We start from the raw sequence: 13,477 nt of genomic DNA, 5'->3' as shown, positions 1-13,477 counted from the left end.
ACTGGTTGACTGGAGTCCATGCGATCGGTTGCCCTCTCCCCGCAGCACCGCCAGGAGGCGCTCGACGCGCTGGCCTCGGAACACCTCGACGTCCTCGTGATCGGCGGTGGCGTCGTCGGCGGCGGCGCGGCGCTCGACGCGGCGACCCGCGGCCTGTCCGTGGGCCTCGTCGAGGCGCGCGACTTCGGCTCCGGCACGTCCAGCCGCTCGAGCAAGCTCGTCCACGGCGGCCTGCGCTACCTCGAGATGCTCGACTTCCGCCTCGTCGCCGAGGCCCTGGGGGAGCGCAGCCTGCTGATCGACAAGCTCGCGCCGCACCTGGTCAAGCCCGTGCCGTTCCTGTACCCGCTGACCCACCGCGTCTGGGAGCGCTTCTACGCCGGATCCGGCGTCGCCCTGTACGACTCGATGGCGCTGCTGTCGGGCCGCTCGCGCGGCGTGCCGCGGCACCGTCACCTCACCCGCACCGGTGCTCGCCGGATCATGCCCGCGCTGCGCAAGGACGCCCTCGTCGGCGCCCTGCACTACTACGACGGCCAGGTCGACGACGCCCGCCACACGATGTTCCTCTCCCGCACGGCTGCCGCGTACGGCGCGCACGTCGCCAGCCGCACCCGCGTGATCGACCTGCTGCGCGAGGGCGACCGTGTCGTCGGCGCGCGGGTCAAGGACCTCGAGTCGGGCCGCGAGATCGACATCCGCGCGCGCCAGGTCGTCAACGCCACGGGCGTGTGGACCGACGAGACGCAGTCGTTCGCGGCCGAGCGCGGCCAGTTCAACGTGCGCGCCAGCAAGGGCATCCACCTCGTCGTGCCGCGCGACCGGATCCGCGGCGAGTCGGGCCTGATCCTGCGCACCGAGAAGTCGGTCCTCTTCGTCATCCCGTGGGGCCGCCACTGGATCATCGGCACCACCGACACGGACTGGTCGCTCAGCAAGGACCACCCGGCCGCGAGCGCCAAGGACATCCAGTACCTGCTCGACCACGTGAATCGCGTGCTCGTCGAGCCGCTCGAGCCCGAGGACGTCGAGGGTGTCTACGCCGGTCTGCGTCCGCTGCTGGCGGGGGAGGACGAGGCCACGAGCAAGCTCTCGCGCGAGCACGCCGTCTCGACCTCGGTGAAGGGACTCGTCGTCATCGCGGGCGGCAAGTACACGACCTACCGGATCATGGCCAAGGACGCGATCGACGCAGCCGTGCAGCAGATGGGCACGCTGCTCGACCGGCGCGTGCCCGAGTGCGTCACCGACGACATCCCGCTGCTGGGCGCCGACGGGTACGCGGCCCTGTGGAACCAGCGCCAGGCGCTCGCCGCCGCGCACGGCATCGGCGTCGGCCGCGTGGAGCACCTGCTCAACCGCTTCGGCACGCTGGCCACCGAGGTGCTCGACCTCATCGCCGGGCGTCCCGACCTGGGGGAGCCGCTCGCCGGCTCCGACGACTACCTGCGTGCCGAGGTCGTCTACGGCGTCACGCACGAGGGCGCCCGCCACCTCGACGACATCCTCGCCCGCCGCACGCGCATCTCGATCGAGACCTTCCACCGCGGCACCGAGTCCGCGCAGGACGCGGCCGCGCTCATGGCCGAGGCGCTCGGCTGGTCCGACGAGCAGCGCGAGCGCGAGGTCGACCACTACCTCAAGCGGGTCGACGCCGAGCGCGAGAGCCAGACGATGCCCGACGACGAGACGGCCGACGCGGCGCGCCTCGGCGCTCCGGACGTCGTGCCGGTGGCGCGCCAATGAGGAGTGCCGGTGGCCCGCCAGTGAGCCCTGACCGGGTCCTCGTCGTCTCGGCGACGAAGGCCGAGGCCGCGCACCTGCCGACCGAGATGCCGCTGGTGCTGACGGGGATCGGCAAGGTCGAGGCGGCCACCGCGACCACCGAGGCGATCGCCGCGCTGCGTCCCGAGCTCGTGCTGAACGTGGGCACCGCGGGTGCCCTGCGGCCCGGTCTCACGGGGCTCTTCCTGCCGTCCACGGTGCTCAACCACGACTACTCGGCCGACGCGATCCGCGCCCTGGGGCACGACGCGGTCGACGAGATCGGCGTGCCGGACGGCGACGGGACCGTGCTCGCCACGGGTGACCTGTTCGTCACCGACCCGGCCGTCCGCGCGGGACTGGCCGAGCGGGCTCACCTCGTCGACATGGAGGGATTCGCCGTGGCCCGCGCCGCCCAGCGCGCCGGTGTCCCGTGCCGCCTCGTGAAGATCGTCAGCGACGCCGCGGACGACTCGGCGCTCGAGTGGAACGCCGTGGTCGACGCGTGCGCGCGCCTGCTCGGCCACTGGGTGCGCGAGCAGATCGTCTGAGGGTCAGGGCTCGGGGTCGTCCTCGCGGGCCCACGCGATCGCCACGAGCCGGCGCAGCACGTCGAGGTCGACGTCGTCGAGCCTCTTGACGTAGACGCAGCCCGCGCCCTCGGTGTAGGTGCCCAGGGAGGGCAGCAGTGCGGCGCCCTCGGGGCGGTCCTTCAGCCCGTAGAGCGACAGCGAGGCCTTGCGCGGGGAGAACGCGACCTTGGGCCAGTTCCCGCGCGTGCGCGGGTTGGCGGGCGAGACGTAGCGGTAGCTGCCGTACCCGACCATCGACGGACCCCAGAGGACCGGATCGGTGCCGGTGACCTCGCGGAAGAGCTCGGCCAGCCGCAGTCCGTCCTCGCGGCGGCGCGCGGGAGTGGCGGCGTGGAGGAAGGCCTCGACGTCGGCGTCGGTCGGCTGCGTCTTGATCTCGGCCATGAGCCCATCATGACGCATGAAGAACGGCCCGGAATCATTCGATTCCGGGCCGTTTCCTGGGGTGGATGACGGGACTTGAACCCGCGGCCACCGGCACCACAAGCCGGTGCTCTACCAACTGAGCTACACCCACCATGTGCGCCTTGCGGCACAGCGCGACGAGTCTACCGGACGTCGCGCACGGGACCTACTCCGAGGGGGTGGTCCCGGCGATCTCGGCGGCGATGGCGCGCGCCGACTCGCTGTCGATGCCCGGATCGGGCGTGAAGACCGTGCGGCGGTAGTAGCGCAGCTCGTCGATGCTCTCGCGGATGTCGGCCAGCGCGCGGTGGGCGCCGCCCTTCTCCGGGGCGGCGAAGTAGGCGCGCGGGAACCAGTGGCGGGCCAGCTCCTTGATGGAGGAGACGTCGATGACGCGGTAGTGCAGCCAGTCCTCGAGCTCGACCATGTCGCGGGCCAGGAAGGCGCGATCGGTGCCGATGGAGTTGCCGGCGAGCGGGGTCTTCCGCGGCTCCTTGGCGTACTGGCGCACGTACTCGAGCACCTGCTCCTCGGCCTCGCGCACCGTGATGCCGTGCTGCAGCTCGTCGAGCAGGCCCGAGGTCGTGTGCATCTGCGTGACGACCTCGTTCATCTGGTCGAGCGCCGCCTGCGGGGGCTTGATGATGAGGTCGACGCCGTCGCCGAGGATGTTGAGGTCGTAGTCGGTGACCAGGGCCGCGATCTCGACCAGGGCGTCGTCCTGGATCGACAGACCCGTCATCTCGCAGTCGATCCACACCAGCTTGTCGTTCACCCCGCCACCCTAGTCCGCGACGCCGACAGGTGGGCGGCGACGGGTAGGCTTCCGGCCGTACCGCGTATACGTCTGAGGAGCCACACGTGACGAACGACCGCCAGGCCCGCGCCGCCCGCGCCGAGCAGATGCGCAAGGAGCGCGAGAAGGCCGAGCGCAAGCAGCGCAACAAGATCACCGTCGCGATCGTCGCGATCGTGGTCGTGCTGATCGCCGCGGCCGGCTGGGGCATCAAGTCCCTCTCCGACTCCAACGAGAAGAACACCGAGGTCATCGAGCCGAAGAACCTCACCGAGAGCGGCGTCGACTTCCCGGCGACCGGTGGCGACGTCGACAATGCGGACGCGCCGCTCGTCGAGGTCTTCGAGGACTTCCTGTGCCCCGCGTGCGGCTCGTTCGAGCAGCTGAGCGGCCAGTTCCTGCAGGACCAGGCCGCGTCGGGCGCGATCCGCCTGCGCTTCATGCCGTTCTCGTTCCTGCACAACCAGAGCACCAACGACTACTCGCGCCGCGCCACCAACGTGGCGATGTGCGCCGTCGACCAGGACGGCCCCGAGGCCTTCTGGAAGGTCCACAACGCGCTGTACGCGAACCAGCCCTCCGAGGGTGGCGCCGGTCCCGAGAACGCCGCACTGATCGACCTGGCCGAGGAGGCCGGCGTCACGGGCATCGACGACTGCGTCCGCACCGAGCGCTTCGTGCCGTGGATCGACGACGTGAAGGACACCTTCACCGACGAGCGCGACATCTCCGGCACGCCCACGGTGCACATCGACGGCAAGAACTCCGAGGCGCGCACGCCGCAGGAGCTGCAGGCCGCGATCACCGAGGCGTCCAAGTCCTGACGTGACGAACGACCGCAAGGCCCGCGCCGCTCGTGCCGAGCAGGCGCGGGTCGGGCGCGAGCGGGCCGCGCGTCGCCAGCGCCTCATGATCACGACCGCAGCCGTGGTGGGCGCGCTCGTGCTGGTCGCCGCCGTGGCGTGGGGGATCTCCTCGCTCGGCGGCGACGACGCGGCCGACGGCCCGGTGGTCGAGCCGCGGGGGCTCACCGAGGGCGGGGTGCAGCACCCCGGCACCCCGGCCCGCGGCGCGCCCGTGGTGGAGGTCTACGAGGACTTCCTCTGCTCGCACTGCGCCGACTTCGAGGACGAGCACGGTGCCTACCTGACCGACCTCGCGGAGCAGGGCCAGATCGCGCTGCGCTTCGTGCCGATGACGATCCTCGACGGCACGGCCGACACCGGCCCGGCCCACGACGCCATGAACGCGGCGTTCTGCGTCACCGACCGTCAGGGCGCCGAGGCCTTCTGGGCGATGAAGCCGGCGCTGTTCGCCGCCGGCTTCGCCACCGGGGACGCCGAGCCCGCGCAGCGGGCGCTCGCGGCGATCGCCCGCGACGTCGGCGTGCCGGACATCGAGTCGTGCCTCGAGGACGGCACGTTCGTGCCGTGGCTCAACGAGGTGCGCGAGCAGGCCCGCGAGCGTGGCGTCACCGGCACGCCGTCGGTCTTCGTCGACGGCACGAAGCTCGAGGACCCGGCGACCGTGCGCTCGGCCGTCGAGGACGCGCTCGCGTCCTGACGGCCCTCAGTCACCAGCGCAGCTCGACCTCGATCTCGTTGTCCTCGCCGATCTCGACCTCGACGGTCAGCTCGACCTCGTCGGGCACGTCGACCGTGATGCGGTGCCCGTTCTTCTCGAACTCCACGGAGTTGTGGCGCGCGAGGGCGTCGGCGAGGGCGTGCAGCCGCGCGGCGGCCTCCTCGCGACGCAGGCGCTGGGTCTGGTCGAGCTCGAACAGGTCGCTCATGGCGGTCTCCTTCGGTGGAAGCTGGCGCGCCCGGCAGGATTCGAACCTGCGACCTCGAGATTAGAAGGCTCTTGCTCTATCCAGCTGAGCTACGGGCGCCTGCGGCCACACTATCGGTGGCGGCCGCGGTCGTGACGGCGCTCTAGGCTGTCTCCGTGACGACGACCGAGGTGCAGGCCGCCCTCCCCGCCGAGGACGACCCCCTGCGCCAGCGTGGTCGCAAGCTGCTCGTGATCGCCGTCTGGATCGCCGGTGTCGTGGGTGCGGGCGGAGCGGTGTTCTTCGCCTCCACGTCGGGCTCGGTGGCCGGCGCCTCGCTGGCGCTGGTCTACGCGCTGATCCCGCTGCCGGTCGCGCTCGCCGCGTACTGGTGGCTCGACCGGGTCGAGCCCGAGCCGTTCCGCTACAAGGCCGCCGCGTTCGTGTGGGGCGCCGTGATCGCCGTCGCGATCGCGCTGCCGATGGAGATCGGCATGTCCCGCCTCGGGATGAGCGAGGACTGGCTCATCGCGCTGGGCGCGCCGGTGGCCGAGGAGCTCGCCAAGGGCCTGTTCGTCGTGCTCACCCTGGTGCGGCTGCGCCGGATCATCGACGGCGTGCTCGACGGCCTCATCGTCTCGGGCCTCGTCGCGCTGGGCTTCGCCGCGATGGAGAACGTCGGCTACTACGCGGCCAGCTACCTCGGCTTCGACGAGGTCCCGTACTCCGGCACCGAGATGGCCACCGCCACGTTCGTCGTCCGCGGCCTGTTCAGCCCGTTCGCCCACCCGCTGTTCGCCTCGGCGATCGGGATCGCGATGGGACTCGCGGTGCACCGGTCCTCGCGCGCCCAGCGCTGGGGACTGCTCGCGCTCGGCTACCTGGCCAGCGTCGCGCTGCACGCGCTGTGGAACGGCTCGATCGTCGTCGGAGGGGGCGTCGGCTTCCTGCTGGCGTACGTCGTGCTGGCCTGCCTGCTGCTGGGTCTGGGCATCACCGCCGTCGTCCTGCGGATGCGCCAGCTCGACGTCCTGGCCCGGGCACTCGGCGACATGGCGCGACGCGGCTGGATCCATCCCGCCGAGGTGCCGTGGCTGGTCCGCTTCGCCCGCCGTCGCCAGGCCCGCACGTTCGCCACGCAGTACGGACCCCTGCACGCCGAGGCCGTCGAGCGCTACCAGCGACTCGCCACCGAGGCGGCGTTCCTGCACGACGCGGTCATGACCGGACGGGCCAAGCCCGCAGGGCCCGACCGCACCTACGCGCTGCTCGACCGGATGTGGCACCTGCGCCCGTTCCTGCGCTTCCCTCCGGCGCTGCCGCCGGGCGTCAGATGAGTGTCGCGTCGATTCGTTGGGGCTCGGTCCTCGCCGGTACGCTGGTGGGTATGGATTATCGCGTCAAGGACCTGTCCCTCGCCGAGTTCGGCCGCAAGGAGATCGAGCTCGCCGAGCATGAGATGCCGGGCCTCATGGCCATGCGCGAGCGCTACGGCGACACCAAGCCGCTGTCGGGCGCCCGCATCGCCGGCTCGCTGCACATGACGGTGCAGACCGCGGTCCTGATCGAGACCCTCACCGCGCTCGGCGCCGACGTCCGCTGGGCCACCTGCAACATCTTCTCCACCCAGGACCACGCCGCCGCCGCGGTCGTCGTCGGCCCGAACGGCACCGTCGACGCGCCGGCCGGCACGCCGGTCTTCGCGTGGAAGGGCGAGACCCTCGCCGAGTACTGGGACGAGGCCGAGAAGGTCTTCGCCTTCACTGATGAGCAGGGTGCGGAGTGCGGACCGAACGTCCTGCTCGACGACGGCGGCGACATCACGATGCTGCTGCACCTGGGCGTCGAGTACGAGAAGGCCGGCGCCGTCCCGCCGCAGGACTCCACCGACAACGAGGAGTTCAAGGAGGTGCTGCGCGTCCTGGCCCGCTCGCTGGAGACCAAGCCGCAGTACTGGACCACCATCGCGAAGGACATCAAGGGCGTCTCGGAGGAGACCACCACCGGCGTCCTGCGCCTCTACGAGCGCTTCCGCGAGGGCACGCTGCTCTTCCCGGCGATCAACGTCAACGACTCGGTCACCAAGAGCAAGTTCGACAACAAGTACGGCTGCCGCCACTCGCTGATCGACGGCATCAACCGCGCCACCGACGTCATGATCGGCGGCAAGGTCGCGGTCGTGTGCGGCTACGGCGACGTGGGCAAGGGCTCGGCCGAGTCCCTGCGCGGCCAGGGCGCCCGCGTCATCGTCACCGAGATCGACCCGATCTGCGCGCTGCAGGCCGCGATGGACGGCTACGAGGTCAAGCGCCTCGAGTCGGTCGTCGAGATCGCCGACATCTTCGTCACCACGACGGGCAACTTCGACATCATCCGCGTCGAGCACTTCGAGAAGATGAAGCACCAGGCGATCGTCGGCAACATCGGCCACTTCGACAACGAGATCGACATGGCCGGCCTGGCCAAGGTCCCCGGCATCGTCAAGGACGAGATCAAGCCCCAGGTCCACCAGTGGATCTTCCCCGACGGCAAGAAGATCATCGTGCTGTCCGAGGGCCGCCTGCTCAACCTGGGCAACGCCACCGGCCACCCGTCGTTCGTGATGTCGAACTCCTTCACGAACCAGGTCCTCGCGCAGATCGAGCTGTTCAGCAAGGCCGACCAGTACGAGCTGGGCGTTCACGTGCTGCCCAAGCACCTCGACGAGGAGGTCGCCCGGCTGCACCTGGACGCCCTCGGCGTCGAGCTCACCGAGCTGTCGAAGGCCCAGGCCGAGTACCTGGGCGTCGACGTGGCCGGTCCGTACAAGTCGGACCACTACCGCTACTGAGCATGTCGCAACGTCGCCCCAAGAATGATCGGGTGCTCGTCGTCGACGACGACGCGTCGTTGGCGGAGATGCTCACGATCGTCCTCGAGGGCGAGGGCTTCCGGACCTCGGTGTGTCGCACCGGTGACGGCGTGATGGAGGCCTTCGAGGCCTTCAAGCCCGACGTGGTCCTGCTCGACCGGATGCTCCCGGGACTGGACGGCATGGAGGTGTGCCGCCAGATCCGGGAGCTCTCGGGCGTCCCGATCGTCATGCTCACCGCCAAGGGCGACACCCGCGACATCGTCGAGGGGCTCGGCGTCGGCGCCGACGACTACATCACCAAGCCGTTCCGCAACAGCGAGCTGATCGCCCGCATCCGCGCGCGGCTGCGCCGCAGCGACCCGCTCGGCGCGCGGATCGAGTTCGGCGGCATCGTGCTCGATCCCCAGGCGCACACGGTCACGCGCGACGGCCGGCCCGTGTCGCTGACCCCGCTGGAGTTCGACCTGTTGGCGTGCCTGATCTCCGCGCCCGAGCAGGTCTTCAGCCGTGAGGCACTGCTGCAGAAGGTGTGGGGCTACCACCATCCGGGTGACACCAAGCTGGTGAACGTCCACATGACCCGGCTGCGCCAGAAGATCGAGGACGACGCCGAGAACCCGAGCGTCATCCGCACGGTCCGGGGCGTCGGCTACCAGGCCATCGAGCCGGCGTCGCACTGATGGGCCGACTCGTCGGGCTGTGGCGCCGTTCGCTGCGCACGCGAGTCGTCATCAACACCCTGCTGCTGAGCACGGCGGTCATCATGATCGTCGGCTGGGCGCTGCTGCGTGACGTCGCCGGCGGCCTGGCCGACAACCGGCGCGACGCGGCCATCGCGGAGGCGCGCGCGGGACTCGAGCAGGCGCAGTCCCAGCTCGACGCGGCGGTCGACAGCGAGCCCGCCCGCCAGTCGCCGGCGCTGACCCAGCTGGTCGACTCCCTCGCCGCCACGCGCGGGGAGAACCGGGCCTACGAGCTCGTCCTGCAGGGCCCGCTGGCCGAGGGCGGCGACGCCCCCGTGCGGGCCTCGGGCAGCGTCGGCATCGACGAGGTGCCGTCCTCGCTCGCGGAGCGCGTCGGCTCCGACCAGGGCACCTTCTGGACCTTCTCCGAGCTCTCGCCCTTCGGCGCGGGCGACGACGTCCCGGTGGTCACCGTGGGAGGGCGCGTCACGGCGCCGGGCTCCAACGACCAGTACGCGCTCTACTACGTCTTCTCGATGGCCGACCAGCAGGAGACGCTCGACCTCGTGCGGACGGCGCTGCTCGCCGGCGCGGGCGTGCTGCTGGTGATGGTCACGCTCGTGTCGTTCCTCGTCGCGCGCCAGGTGGTCGAACCGGTGCGTCTGGCCCGCCGCATCGCCGAGCGCTTCGCCGCCGGCAACCTCGAGCAGCGCATGCACGTCAAGGGCGAGGACGACATCGCCCGACTGAGCACCTCGTTCAACCAGATGGCCGAGAGCCTGCAGAGCCAGATCCGCCGGCTGGAGAACCTCTCGCGCCTCCAGCAGCGCTTCGTCTCCGACGTCTCGCACGAGCTGCGCACCCCGCTCACCACCGTGCAGATGGCCGGTCAGGTGCTCTACGAGGCGCGCCCGACGTTCGACCCGCAGACCGCCCGGGCGGCCGAGCTGCTGCACACCGAGGTCGGCCGCTTCGAGGCGCTGCTGTCGGACCTGCTCGACCTCAGCCGCTTCGACGCCGGTGCGGCCACGCTCGAGCTCGACCCCGTCGACCTCACCGCCGTGGCCCGGGCGGCCGCCGCCGACGAGGCGCTGACCCGCGCCGGGATCAAGGGTCGCGCCCTCGGGGTCGCCGTGCCGGCGATCGTCGACGCCGACATCCGCCGCGTCGACCGCATGGTGCGCAACCTCATCGTCAACGCCGCCCGGTACAGCCGGTCCCAGCGGGTCGAGGTCGTCGTGTCGCAGGCCCCGGACCGTGTCTCGCTCGCGGTGCGCGATCACGGCGTGGGCATGGACACCGAGGAGGTACGCCGCGTCTTCGACCGGTTCTGGCGGGGCGATCCGGCCCGCTCGCAGGGTGGCACGGGACTTGGACTGGCGATCGCGCGCGAGGACGCCGCGCTGCACGGCGGGACCCTCGAGGTCTGGTCGCGCAAGGGCGAGGGCACCGAGTTCATCCTGACGCTCCCGCGCGAGGCGGGGGAGCGCGTGTGGTCGCCCGTCACGAAGTCGGTGTACGCATGACGCGCCGCTCCGTGGGCCTCGTGCTCGCCCTCGCCGTCGCCGTGCTGACGGGGTGCGCCGGCATCCCCACGTCGGGTCCGGTCGAGCGCGTCGAGGACGAGGTCGGTCTCGGCGAGAGCACGGTCCGGTACACGCCGTCGGGGCCGATCCCGGGCATGACCGAGACGCAGGTCGTGCGCGGCTTCCTCGACGCGATGCTGGCCTACCCGGTCACGCACCGCGTCGCCGCGGAGTACCTCACGCCCACCGCCGCCCAGCGCTGGCGTCCGGGCGCCAGCACCACCGTCTACTCCTCCGTCGAGGCGTTCTCCGCGTCGGTCGGGTCCACCCGGGTCGAGCTCGGCACCGAGGTGCGCCTCGACGAGCAGGGCTCCCTGACGCCCGCCGAGGGCACCGAGCGGCTGCGGTTCGCGCTCGAGCGGATCGACGGGCAGTGGCGCATCGCGAACCCGCCCGACGGCGTGCTCGTCAGCCGGGACTGGTTCGAGGACTACGTGCGCGCCTTCGACCTGTTCTTCCTCGACGCGTCGGGCCGTCACCTGGTGCCCGTGCCGGTCCACGAGGTCGTCGGCGACCAGCTCGCGACCTCGCTCATGACCAGCCTCGCGCTCGGTCCGCCACCCGAACCTCCGGGACTCACCACCGCCGTCCCGCCCGAGGGCGAGCTGCGGGCCTCGGTGCCGGTCGTCGGCGGAGTGGCGCAGGTCGACTTCGCCCGGCGGGTCGGCGACCTCTCCACCTCGACGCAGAAGCGTCTCTCGGCCCAGGTCGCGTGGACGCTGCGGCAGGTCCCGGCGGTCACGGACGTCCAGATCACCGGCGACGGCACGGTCGTCGCGCCCACCGGCGACCTCGTGCAGGACGCCCGTGGCTGGGCCTCGTACGGCCCCGACAAGTCGCGGCGATGGGTGCACGTGACGGCGGGCGACATCGTCCACCAGGTCGGCCCGCGGGCGCAGCAGCCGGTGCCGGGCGCGTGGGGCCGCACCGACGGCGGAGCCACGGCCGTGGCCGTCGGCGAGGAGCTGGCGGTCGGCGTCTGGACCGATCGCGCCCGCGTCACCACCGCCCGGGGCGGGCGGCCGCTCGACCTCACGGGCGACCGCTTCGTGCGCCCCGCGGTCGACATCGACTCGATGGGCTGGCTCGTCGACCGCCAGGACGGTCGGGCGCGCGTCCGCGTGCACGACGGCGAGTCCCTGACGCTCGTCCCGAGCCCCGGCCTCCCGGTCCTCTCGTCCTTCGCGATCTCGCCCGGCGGAGCGCGCTACGCGGCCACGTCGGGCGGGCGTCTGCTGCTCGGCGGGGTGGAGCGGCGCGAGGGCCGCGTGGTCGGTCTGACCGAGCCGGAGCAGCTGCCCACGCAGGCCGCCGCCCGCGAGGTCGCCTGGGTCGACGGCACGCGCGTCGCGCACCTCGGGCCGCGGGGCACGCAGGTCCGCTCGGTGCGCATCGACGGCACGGGCGCCGTGGACGCCTGGCCCGGGGGAGGGCAGCTGCTGCCCGGCATCGACCCGGTCGCCCTCGTCGCGACCCCGGCCGCTCGGTCCGACCTCTACCTGCTGGACACCGAGGGCGGCGTCTGGGTGCTCGACCGCACGCGGTGGGTGCAGCTGGACCTGCCCGCCGCCCGCGGCATCGCCTGACGATCCACAGGCCGTGTCCGGGCGCTGGTGACCGCGCCCCGGCGCGCCCACACTGGCTCGATGGACCGGTGGTGGCAGGCGGCGGCCGACCTCGTGCTCGGGGCGTGCTGTCCGCTGTGCGAGGCGCCCGGAGGACGCGTCTGCCGCCGGTGCGCCGCGAGCCTGCCGCCCGAGCCCGTCCACGTCGCCGCCGGTGACCTCGAGGTGGTCGCCGCGGGCGTCCACGCGGGATCGCGCCGCGATGCCGTGCTGGCCTGGAAGCTCCGCGCCGCCTCGGGCCTCGACCCGCTCCTGGCCCACCACCTCGCCGCCGCCGTGCTGGCTCTCGTGGGCGACGCCGAGGCGGTCACGCTCGTGCCGGTGCCGTCGACCCGGCGCTCACGCCGCGAGCGAGGGCGCGACCTCGTGGCCGACCTGGCCGTCGCGGCGGCCCGCGACCTGACGGGGATCGGGCTGCACGGCTCGGCCCGGCGGTGCCTGCGGCTCGTGCGCCAGACCGCCGACCAGCACGCGCTGGGACGCGAGGAGCGCGCCCTCAACCTGGCCCGGAGCATGCGCGCGACGGCGCTCCCGACCGGCCCCGTGGTGGTCGTGGATGACATCGTCACGACCGGCTCCACGGTGCGCGAGGCGGTCCGCGCCCTGGCGTCCCGGGGCGATGTCGAGGTGCTCGGCGCGGCAGCTCTCGTGGTCGCCGAGCAGGGCGGTCCAGCGGTGGCGGGTCACCCCGTGGACGGGCTACGGTCGAGGTGAGCCAGAAGCTCGAAACCTCGGGACTGGAGAAGGAGACGGACATGGAAATCGTGGTCACCGGACGCAACAGTGAGATCTCGGAGCGGTTCCGCTCCCACGTCACCGAGAAGCTCCAGCGCATCGAGAAGTTCGACGGTCGTCAGCGCATCAACCGCGTCGAGGTCGAGGTGACCCACGAGAAGAACCCGCGCCAGCACGACAAGGCCGCGCGGGTCGAGATGACGCTCCGCTCGCGGGGCCCCGTCGTCCGCGTCGAGGCCAACTCGACCGACCAGCACTCCGCCCTCGACGCCGCCGTCGACAAGCTGGAGAAGCGCCTGCGCAAGATGGGCGAGCGCCAGATCCGCCACCGCGACAAGCACGCGCCGGCGTCGATCGAGGAGGCCACCGCCGACCTGCGGCTGGCCGGATCGCCCGACGAGGACTCCGGAGAGCCCCACGTGCGCCAGGTCGCGACGCTCGAGGTGCAGGGCGACGGCCCGCTCGTCGTGCGCGAGAAGGACCACACCTCGCCGGCCATGACCCTGGACCAGGCGCTCTACGAGATGGAGCTCGTGGGCCACGACTTCTTCCTCTTCGTGGAGAAGGACTCGATGAAGCCGAGCGTGGTCTACCGCCGCAAGGGGTACGACTACGGCGTGATCCGCTTGTCGGTCGAGGGGTGAATCGCCTCGAACGTGGCATGA

14 protein-coding genes and 2 tRNA genes are annotated in these 13,477 nt (G+C 71.9%); 11 read left to right on the top strand and 5 right to left on the bottom strand.

Going from position 1 to position 13,477, the window contains the following annotated elements; genetic code table 11:
- Window positions 1–18 precede the first annotated feature (18 nt).
- Together ACGWYL_RS01440 and ACGWYL_RS01435 are read left to right on the top strand one after the other, a co-directional pair.
- A complete protein-coding gene (locus tag ACGWYL_RS01440) occupies window positions 19–1,746 on the top strand; it encodes a glycerol-3-phosphate dehydrogenase/oxidase (RefSeq protein ID WP_179423492.1) in 1,728 nt (575 codons plus the stop codon).
- Window positions 1,747–1,766: 20 nt separating this feature from the next.
- On the top strand, window positions 1,767–2,315 hold the full coding sequence (locus ACGWYL_RS01435) for a nucleosidase (RefSeq protein WP_395486229.1): 549 nt from the start codon (window positions 1,767–1,769) through the stop codon (window positions 2,313–2,315).
- Between the two features lie 3 nt (window positions 2,316–2,318).
- On the opposite strand, the gene ACGWYL_RS01430 is transcribed toward ACGWYL_RS01435, so the two are convergent.
- From ACGWYL_RS01430 to orn, 3 genes are all read right to left on the bottom strand, one after another.
- Entirely contained in the window at window positions 2,319–2,741 is a 423-nt protein-coding gene (locus ACGWYL_RS01430) for a DUF1801 domain-containing protein (protein ID WP_395486228.1), read from the bottom strand.
- A 57-nt stretch (window positions 2,742–2,798) separates the two neighbouring features.
- Window positions 2,799–2,874, bottom strand: a tRNA-His gene (locus tag ACGWYL_RS01425).
- Between the two features lie 54 nt (window positions 2,875–2,928).
- Window positions 2,929–3,537, bottom strand: a complete 609-nt coding sequence (gene orn / locus ACGWYL_RS01420) for an oligoribonuclease (protein ID WP_179423498.1) — start codon at window positions 3,535–3,537, stop codon at window positions 2,929–2,931.
- Window positions 3,538–3,623: 86 nt separating this feature from the next.
- Here orn and ACGWYL_RS01415 point away from each other — a divergent pair, with 86 nt between their 5' ends.
- Both ACGWYL_RS01415 and ACGWYL_RS01410 read left to right on the top strand, forming a co-directional pair.
- Window positions 3,624–4,382, top strand: coding sequence for a thioredoxin domain-containing protein (locus tag ACGWYL_RS01415; RefSeq protein WP_179423500.1), 759 nt, complete (start codon window positions 3,624–3,626; stop codon window positions 4,380–4,382).
- Window position 4,383: 1 nt separating this feature from the next.
- Window positions 4,384–5,121 (top strand): DsbA family protein, encoded by a 738-nt coding sequence (locus tag ACGWYL_RS01410; RefSeq protein WP_395486227.1) that lies wholly within the window; start codon window positions 4,384–4,386, stop codon window positions 5,119–5,121.
- Window positions 5,122–5,131: 10 nt separating this feature from the next.
- On the opposite strand, the gene ACGWYL_RS01405 is transcribed toward ACGWYL_RS01410, so the two are convergent.
- A complete protein-coding gene (locus tag ACGWYL_RS01405; protein ID WP_179423504.1) occupies window positions 5,132–5,350 on the bottom strand; it encodes an amphi-Trp domain-containing protein in 219 nt (72 codons plus the stop codon).
- Window positions 5,351–5,372: 22 nt separating this feature from the next.
- Window positions 5,373–5,449 (bottom strand) — tRNA-Arg (locus tag ACGWYL_RS01400).
- 56 nt (window positions 5,450–5,505) lie between these two features.
- Here ACGWYL_RS01400 and ACGWYL_RS01395 point away from each other — a divergent pair.
- Genes ACGWYL_RS01395 through hpf form a run of 7 tightly spaced genes read left to right on the top strand, consistent with a single transcriptional unit; the run spans window position 5,506 to window position 13,456 of the window.
- Complete coding sequence (locus ACGWYL_RS01395; protein WP_179423506.1) at window positions 5,506–6,666, top strand: PrsW family intramembrane metalloprotease; 1,161 nt, start codon at window positions 5,506–5,508, stop codon at window positions 6,664–6,666.
- 50 nt (window positions 6,667–6,716) lie between these two features.
- Window positions 6,717–8,159 carry an adenosylhomocysteinase gene (ahcY, locus tag ACGWYL_RS01390; RefSeq protein WP_179423508.1) on the top strand — a complete coding sequence of 481 codons (1,443 nt, stop codon included), beginning with the start codon at window positions 6,717–6,719 and terminating at the stop codon, window positions 8,157–8,159.
- 2 nt (window positions 8,160–8,161) lie between these two features.
- Window positions 8,162–8,863 (top strand): MtrAB system response regulator MtrA, encoded by a 702-nt coding sequence (mtrA, locus tag ACGWYL_RS01385; protein ID WP_179423510.1) that lies wholly within the window; start codon window positions 8,162–8,164, stop codon window positions 8,861–8,863.
- On the top strand, window positions 8,863–10,392 hold the full coding sequence (gene mtrB / locus ACGWYL_RS01380) for an MtrAB system histidine kinase MtrB (RefSeq protein WP_269303141.1): 1,530 nt from the start codon (window positions 8,863–8,865) through the stop codon (window positions 10,390–10,392). Before mtrA ends, mtrB begins: the two co-directional genes overlap by 1 nt.
- Window positions 10,389–12,038 (top strand): GerMN domain-containing protein, encoded by a 1,650-nt coding sequence (locus tag ACGWYL_RS01375; RefSeq protein WP_395486226.1) that lies wholly within the window; start codon window positions 10,389–10,391, stop codon window positions 12,036–12,038. Before mtrB ends, ACGWYL_RS01375 begins: the two co-directional genes overlap by 4 nt.
- Before the next feature lie 60 nt (window positions 12,039–12,098).
- Window positions 12,099–12,791, top strand: coding sequence for a phosphoribosyltransferase family protein (locus ACGWYL_RS01370; RefSeq protein ID WP_395486225.1), 693 nt, complete (start codon window positions 12,099–12,101; stop codon window positions 12,789–12,791).
- Between the two features lie 41 nt (window positions 12,792–12,832).
- Entirely contained in the window at window positions 12,833–13,456 is a 624-nt protein-coding gene (gene hpf, locus ACGWYL_RS01365) for a ribosome hibernation-promoting factor, HPF/YfiA family (protein WP_179423518.1), read from the top strand.
- Window positions 13,457–13,477: the final 21 nt, after the last annotated feature.

This window comes from Aeromicrobium sp. JJY06 (genome assembly GCF_044069275.1).
GTDB lineage: Bacteria > Actinomycetota > Actinomycetes > Propionibacteriales > Nocardioidaceae > Aeromicrobium > Aeromicrobium tamlense.
This window is presented reverse-complemented; position numbering and strand designations above follow the sequence as displayed.